Source organism: Vibrio sp. M260118 (assembly GCF_036533755.1).
GTDB lineage: Bacteria > Pseudomonadota > Gammaproteobacteria > Enterobacterales > Vibrionaceae > Vibrio.
This window is the reverse complement of sequence record NZ_JATABG010000196.1, coordinates 1-7,700: the sequence shown is the minus strand read 5'-3', so window position 1 is coordinate 7,700 and position 7,700 is coordinate 1. Positions and strand designations below refer to the sequence as shown.

The following is a 7,700-nucleotide window of genomic DNA, read 5'->3' as shown; positions in this document are numbered from 1 at the left end:
AATTGAACCACTTTATCTACTCTTCATGATCTGGGGTACCACTCAGTTTTACGCAGACTTTGATACTGAAATTAGCCTATTAAAAGGGCGTCAGCTCACGGAACAAGAATTTCTAGAGGCAGAGCAGTTTACGGTTGAAACCGTACTCCGAGGTCTCGGTTTAAGTTGATGACTTACTAAAACCTGAACACTTGGTCAGATTTTTGCTTAACAACAATTAATCACGCTGTTTACATAGTTTAAACAGGTTACGAGCTATTGGTCTTCAAATAGCGCAAGTTAAGTAAGGCAAGGAACGATATGACCAAGGATTACCCGCGCGATCTTGTGGGTTATGGAGCAAATCCCCCCAACCCTCAATGGCCCAATAAAGCCCAAATAGCACTGCAATTCGTGGTCAATTATGAAGAGGGAGGTGAGAACTGCGTCTTGCATGGGGATGCAGGCTCGGAGCAATTTCTGTCTGAGATCGTGGGTGCAGATTCCTACCCAGATCGCCACCTCAGTATGGAATCTATTTATGAATATGGCAGTCGTGCGGGCTTTTGGCGCTTGCATCGTCTATTCACCCAGCATTGTATCCCAGTGACAGTATTCGGTGTTGCTACGGCTTTGGAAAAACATCCCGACGCTGTAGAGGCCATGCTAAATGCTAAATGGGAGATTGCTAGCCATGGATTACGATGGATTCACTATCAACACTTCTCTGAGCAACAAGAGCGCGAACATATAGAACAAGCAATAGCGATCCATGAACGTGTTACCGGTAGTAAGCCTAAAGGTTGGTACACTGGGCGAACAAGCCCAAACACACTCAAACTTATCGCTGAACGTGACGATATTCTATATTGCGCTGATAGCTATGCAGACGATCTTCCATACTGGGACCGTAACTATGGCAAGCCCTTGCTTATGGTACCGTACACACTAGATAGCAATGACATGCGTTTCGCAACGCCACAGGGTTTTAATAGCGGTGAACAGTTCTATCAATATCTTAAAGATGCGTTTGATGAACTCTACTTGGAGGGAGAGAACAGTCCAAAAATGCTCAGCATCGGGCTTCACTGCCGCTTAGTTGGGCGTCCCGGTCGAATAGCAGCACTACGTCGTTTCATTGAATACACTTCTCAATTTGATCAAGTTTGGTATACCACCCGCGAGCAGATAGCTAAACATTGGTTAGCGACTCAGCCATCGCCGAGTAATATTACAACTCAAGCTTTCAAACTAGCAGATGTTTCATCAGTGAATGATCACACCTTGGCTGGCGAGTTAACCGGAAAGCGGATGTCAGTTAAAGATCTGTTTGATGTTAAGGGTTTCAAAACTGGCGCTGGCCTACCTGCATGGCTGCGCGATGCACCTGAGGCAAAGCAACATGCCAAGGCGGTTGAACTACTTACGAGCTTTGGTGCTTACCTCGACCACAAAACTCAACTTGATGAACTTGCATACTCACTCGCAGGTAATAATTCCCATTACGGTATCTCTCGAAACCCGCTCGACCATCGCCGATATAGTGGTGGTTCAAGCTCAGGCTCAGCGGTCTCTGTAGCATTGGGTGAATCTGATATTGGTCTTGCTACTGATACAGGCGGTTCTATTCGAGTGCCTGCTAGCTACTGCGGTTTGTACGGCTTAAGACCGACGTACGGTAGAGTGCCAACAGATGGATTAGTGCCTTTGGCTCCTCGTTTTGATACCGCGGGCGTACTGACTCGCGATCTCGACACCATGGAATCCGCCTGTAAAGCTCTATTCGCCATCGATAGCACTAGCAATTACAACCCACCCATTGAGCAAATGCTTTGGTGTGAATCTCTGTGGCAAGGTTGTGAACTAGCGCTCAAACAACACGCACGGCGATGCTACGAAAGTTATTTGGGCAACAAGCGTGAGATAACAACTCCACCTCTTGATGCCCAGAAGCGCAGAGAGTGTTTTTCGATCCTCCAAGCCGTTTCAATCTGGCAAGCCCATGGTAAGTGGCTGCAGAACAACATCCATGAGTTCGGAGAAGACATCCAAACTCGCCTCCGTTGGGGACAACACTTAGTCAGCAGCAAAGAGGGTAAACAGCTAATTGATCAAGCAGAGGCTGACCTCAAGCATTGGAAAAAAACCGTGCAAAGCTGGTTACCTGAACGCTCAGCCCTGTTGATGCCAACCTCGCCATCAGTCGCACCAGAGATAAATACTAACGGAAATAGCAGCCAGCATAGAAATACTCTACTTGGTTTGACTTCTATTGCCGGGCTGAGTGGCTGGCCTCAGCTACAGACACCAGTTTCAATCGATGGTGGATTGCCGGTGGGGCTAAGTCTACTTGGTAGGGAAAAAAGCGATATGGAATTGATCGAGTTAGCTAGACAGGTATTGGGCTAATTTGACCGAAACGAAATCATAAAAGGAATCATGATGTCATATCAAGCAGCAGTAACATCTCCCCACCACTTGGCAACTCTAGCAGGGGAGAAAATTATAGCTAAGGGAGGGAATGCGGTTGAAGCTTGTATTGCCGTAGCCAGCGCGTTGACTGTCGTCTATCCGCACATGACCAGCTTAGGTGGCGATGGATTTTGGCTGATCCACCAGCCAGGAGAGCGACCAGTGGCACTAAATGCGGCAGGCTTTTCTGCAAAGGAGCTTTCACACGCTGAGTTTGGTCAACATATGCGAGGTCCTAAAACGGCACTAACGACTGCAGGCGCGGTGGCCGGGTGGCATGCTGCGAGTGAAAGGTACCCGGGTCGCCTGACATTATCAGATCTGTTCGAATCAGCAATAAGCTACGCAGAGCAAGGGTTTATGGTCAGCGAAAGCCTACACAGTGCGATGGTAAAGCTTGCTGCTGAATACCCACACAAAGACCTACTACAGGTGTTTTACAACCAAGGTAAGCCGTTCAACACAGGCGAATTGATTACGTTGCCCGCTCTTGCAGAGACATATAGACGCTTGGCAAAAAACGGGCTGCAAGATTGGTATTGCGGTGAGCTTGCTAAGGAGAACGCTAAATATCTGTCAGAGAGGGGGAGCCCAATAACATTCGATGACATTGAATCAACTCAGGCTGGGTGGTTTGCGCCACTTGTTTTAGATACGGCTTGGGGTGAGTTCTATAACTTTGGTGCACCAACTCAAGGAGGAGCATCACTCAATATATTAGGCCTACTCAATAAAATGATAACCACGGAAAACAAATCCGATTCATTTTGGCAGAGTATAGAAGGTGAAGAATATGCACTTCATCATCTTATTGAATCGATAAAAATTGCCTTTGAATGGCGTAATCTCTATCTAAACGATTCGCTCGCCGCGACGAAGGAAATGCAGCAGCGTTTATCTGAAACAGAGATAAATCAGCAATACCACCAGTTGGCGAGTACAGCAGCGCCTTGGCCGAATCCCGGTCCTATTGGCGATACCGTTTGGATGGGAGTGGTCGACAGTGAAGGCTTAGCTGTTAGTTATATTCAGAGTATTTACTGGGAATTTGGCTCTGGCTTAGTAAATCCAGTGACCGGAGTGGTATGGAACAACCGCTCACTTGGATTTAGCACAGACCCAGAACATCCAAATGCTATTGGACCACAACGACAGCCGATGCATACCTTGAACCCACCAATGGCACTACTAAATGATGGCACTCGTCTGGTGTATGGAACCATGGGTGGTGAAGGACAACCTCAAACCCAAGCTGCAATCATTTGGCGCTATCTGGTGCAGAAAACGTCGTTGGAACAAGCTATTGCAGCGCCCCGTTGGTTATTAGGCAAAACCTGGGGTAAGGCTGAGGACAATCTTAAGCTCGGTGAATCACTCTTTAAACGAGTTGGTGAAAAGCTCAGGGCGCGCGGTCACGATCTTGTCAGTGCGCCCGATATGGCAGAGTTTTTTGGTCACGCAGGGGCGATTCACATCAAATCAGAACAATCACTAGCAGCGTCAGATCCACGTAGCGATGGTAAAGTGATAGTGGTTTCAAACAACAATCAACCAAATAACAAACACATCAAGGAGTTGTATTAAGCATGGATCAGGTATTTAGTTTTCTGCCAGTTGCGTTTGCATTAATCGGGACAGGTATTGTTGCTGGTTTGCTCGCTGGCCTATTGGGTGTGGGAGGAGGAATAGTGATTGTCCCGGTGCTCTACTACTTGTTCCAGTACTTTGGCATTGAGCCAGTGGCAGCAATGCTCATAGCGACCGCGACATCATTGGCGACCATCGTTCCGACATCAGTAAGCTCGATACGCGCGCATCATGGCAATGGCAATGGCAATGTCGATTGGGTTCTGCTGCGTTGGCTAGCGCCATTTATCGTATTTGGCGTTATCGCAGGAAGTTTACTGGTTACGTATATAGGTGGTGCTTGGTTAACGGTACTTTTCGGTATCATTGCTACATTATCAGCCCTAAACATGTTGTTTCGAACTGGGGCTAAACCAATGGCTGAGCAGCTTCCTTCTAGATCCGGTCAGGGTGCAATGGGAACGACGATTGGATGCCTTAGTGTCATGGTAGGAATTGGTGGCGGAACGCTTACTGTGCCGACTCTTACCGCTTTTAACTACCCAGCACATCGAGCGGTTGGCACAGCTGCAGCGGTAGGTTTGCTAATTGCGCTTCCGGGCGTGGCAACAATGTTACTGGCAGGAACAACCCCAGCTAACGCACCAGTTGGCAACCTTGGTTTGGTTAATTGGCTGGGTTTCGCCTTCATCGTACCTTTGACGGTGCTTTTTTCACCCGTAGGTGCTCGTCTTGGAAAACAGTTAGACAGTGCAAAATTAAAAATAGTTTTTGCTGTTGTGCTGGCCTTCACCGGAATTCGAATGCTGCTTCAAGCTATCTAAATCAAACAAAAATATTCAAGTAAAGTCAAAATAATAAGGAAGTTTAAGATGGAGACTTTTGAAAGACTCTCGCCACCACCTCGCTTGCTGATGGGGCCAGGACCTATCAACGCCTACCCACGCGTGTTGCAGGCTATGAGTAACCAGTTAATTGGCCAATATGATCCAATCATGACTGGCTATATGAATCAGACGATGGAGCTCTATCGTCAAATTTTCAAAACTGACAACCAAGCGACCATGTTGGTTGATGGAACAGCGCGCGCTGGTATCGAAGCAGTGTTAGTTTCGTTGATTGAACCTAACGATAAGGTCCTTGTTCCGATATTTGGCCGTTTTGGTCATTTGCTGGCTGAAATTGCCGAGCGTGCAGGCGCTGAAGTGGTTTCGTTTGAAGTGGAGTGGGGAACGGTAGTCCCAGATTCTCTGATCGAAAAAGCGATCATAAAGCATAAGCCAAAACTTCTAGCACTTGTTCAAGGTGACACCTCTACCACCATGCTTCAGCCACTCGATGAGATTGGTCACGTGTGTCAAAAGCATGGTGTACTGTTTTACAGTGACGCCACAGCTTCAATTGTGGGTAACTCTTTTGAATCTGACCAATGGCAGCTAGATGCCGTTTCTGTTGGATTGCAAAAATGTCTTGGAGGACCGTCAGGCTCTGCACCTGTTACGTTAAGTGATAGAGCTACGGAGTTGATCCGCTCTAGAAAACACATAGAAGCGGGAATTCGAGTGGAATCTCACCAGCAAGGCAGTCGTAGCCGCATCCGCTCGAACTACTTCGACTTAGGGATGGTACTAGATTACTGGGGTGAAGAGCGCCTGAACCACCACACCGAAGCAACAAGTATGCTATTTGCAGCAAGAGAGTGCGCGCAAATCAACTTAGAAGAGGGGCTAGACGAAGTTATTGCTCGTCATAAGCGCGCTGGCGATGCAATGGCAGCGGGACTTTCAGCAATGGGCCTGACCCTTTTTGGGGATCAGACACATAAAATGAACAATGTAGTAGGAGTGTACATCCCAACTGGTATTAACGGTGATACAATTCGTATGGCAATGCTAGAACAGTTCAATATTGAAATCGGTACATCGTTTGGGCCTTTGCACGGCAAAATCTGGCGTATTGGGACAATGGGTTATAACGCTCGTTTAGACACAGTTCTGACAACATTGGTTGCCTTGGAAACATTGCTAAAACAAGCAGGAGTACCAGTTCAACAAGGAGCTGCTTATCAGACCGCAATCGCGACCTACAATGAAGGAGTCTAATATGCAGAGCAATCTTAGCCAGTTGCGAGCTGAACAATTGGCTCAGCGAGTGATGGACTATTGTGATGCACTAATGGCGGCCGCTATGATGGTATGTTGGGTGTGATTACCCCATTAGTAATGTTACAGCATTTAGCCTCTCAGCGAATTCAGCTTAACTTTCATATCGATGTAGTCGGATTTGGTGATGAAGAGGGAACGCGGTTTGGCTCAACACTTTTGGGGAGTTCAGCCGTCGCAGGTGTCTGGGATAGTAGTTGGGCAGACTTAACAGATGATTCAGGAACGACACTTGCCAACGCATTTATTCATTTTGGGCTTGATGTCAATAACATAAGCGATGCAGCCATTACTTCGAATGAAGTGATTGCCTATATTGAGGCTCATATCGAGCAAGGACCAATACTGGAAGACACCAACCAAAGCTTAGCACCTGTCAAGGGCATTGCTGGTGCTAAACGTTACGATATTTCACTTACCGGACACGCCGGACATGCTGGTACCGTCCCTATGAATATGCGTAATGATCCTTTGGTTGTAGCCGCTCAATGGATTTCCGAGGTCTACTTACAAGCATGTGAATTAAATCAACAGGAGAACAACGTCGTCGCTACTGTTGGTAAAATAGATGTCAGCCCAGGAGCGGTAAACGTAATACCGGGAGAGGTGCATTTAAGCTTAGATGTTCGCAGCCTTGATAATGCGCTACGTGACAGATTAATAGATACTCTTAAGGTATGCTTAGACAACCTTGCTGAATCAAACCACTTAAACCTCGAGTGGAAACAAACGCACCATGCCGATGCTGTAGCTTGCAACGAAGGCCTTACTTCACTGTTGGGCAAGGCAATTGATAGCGTTCAAGGCTCTTCATCATCACTTGTGTCCGGCGCGGGTCACGATGCGATGGTATTCGCAGGAAAAGTACCTACAGCCATGATGTTCGTACGTTGTAAGAAGGGGATCAGCCATCACCCTTTAGAATCAATAGCTGTAGAGGATGCAACTAAGGCAATACAGGCGCTAATGAGCTCTATTCTAGCTATCCAGTGCGATTCAAATGTCGAAAGCAGCAATGACTCGTCTGTGGAAATGGGTTTGTAAAATTAGTTGTGATGTAAAGATACATTTCACTTCAAACTCTAGTGTACCACCCACTTACAACTTTGAATACATAGACGCTGCTTTATAGATTACATGAATACCACTCAAAATATCGTGCTACTAATTTACTAAAACTTTCCCGCAGCTTGGACTAACTAACTGTATATGGTGCATATTTTTGAACAAAATATGCACCATAATTAATCAGAAAACGATTAAATGGCCTTTCCAATATTGTGCAATGCAAAATTTAAACAAATAAATCAGTACTTTACATCAATCCAAGTTCATTTAAATATTTGGCACTAATTTTGATTCGTCATTGGTGAATAATAATTCAAACATGGAGAATCAAAATGAACAAGATGTTCAAATTATCGCTTGCCGCTTTGGCCACCTCACTGACTCTTTCATCTGCCATTGCTGCAGAAGAGACAATTAAAGTCGGTGTTCTTC

6 protein-coding genes and 1 pseudogene are annotated in these 7,700 nt (G+C 46.3%); all 7 read left to right on the top strand.

Annotated elements, in window-relative coordinates:
• Position 1 precedes the first annotated feature (1 nt).
• The 7 genes and pseudogenes from QTO00_RS12390 (at position 2) to QTO00_RS12360 (ending at position 7,244) form a co-directional block, all read left to right on the top strand.
• Entirely contained in the window at positions 2–169 is a 168-nt protein-coding gene (locus QTO00_RS12390; RefSeq protein WP_331425085.1) for a TetR family transcriptional regulator C-terminal domain-containing protein, read from the top strand.
• 131 nt (positions 170–300) lie between these two features.
• Positions 301–1,230, top strand: a pseudogene (gene puuE, locus QTO00_RS12385) (allantoinase PuuE); the annotation flags it as partial.
• A gap of 18 nt (positions 1,231–1,248) precedes the next feature.
• Positions 1,249–2,388 carry an amidase family protein gene (locus QTO00_RS12380; RefSeq protein WP_331425084.1) on the top strand — a complete coding sequence of 380 codons (1,140 nt, stop codon included), beginning with the start codon at positions 1,249–1,251 and terminating at the stop codon, positions 2,386–2,388.
• A gap of 33 nt (positions 2,389–2,421) precedes the next feature.
• Complete coding sequence (locus QTO00_RS12375) at positions 2,422–4,035, top strand: gamma-glutamyltransferase family protein (protein WP_331425083.1); 1,614 nt, start codon at positions 2,422–2,424, stop codon at positions 4,033–4,035.
• 2 nt (positions 4,036–4,037) lie between these two features.
• Positions 4,038–4,862, top strand: coding sequence for a sulfite exporter TauE/SafE family protein (locus tag QTO00_RS12370; protein ID WP_331425082.1), 825 nt, complete (start codon positions 4,038–4,040; stop codon positions 4,860–4,862).
• 48 nt (positions 4,863–4,910) lie between these two features.
• Positions 4,911–6,140, top strand: a complete 1,230-nt coding sequence (locus QTO00_RS12365) for a pyridoxal-phosphate-dependent aminotransferase family protein (RefSeq protein WP_331425081.1) — start codon at positions 4,911–4,913, stop codon at positions 6,138–6,140.
• Positions 6,141–6,242: 102 nt separating this feature from the next.
• Entirely contained in the window at positions 6,243–7,244 is a 1,002-nt protein-coding gene (locus tag QTO00_RS12360) for a Zn-dependent hydrolase (protein WP_331425080.1), read from the top strand.
• Positions 7,245–7,700: the final 456 nt, after the last annotated feature.

What these genes read in the sequence shown, in the direction of transcription:
- QTO00_RS12375 (WP_331425083.1), top strand. Translation starts at nt 2,422, where the DNA reads ATGTCATATCAAGCAGCAGTAACATCTCCCCACCACTTGGCAACTCTA.
- QTO00_RS12370 (WP_331425082.1), top strand. Translation starts at nt 4,038, where the DNA reads ATGGATCAGGTATTTAGTTTTCTGCCAGTTGCGTTTGCATTAATCGGG.
- QTO00_RS12365 (WP_331425081.1), top strand. Translation starts at nt 4,911, where the DNA reads ATGGAGACTTTTGAAAGACTCTCGCCACCACCTCGCTTGCTGATGGGG.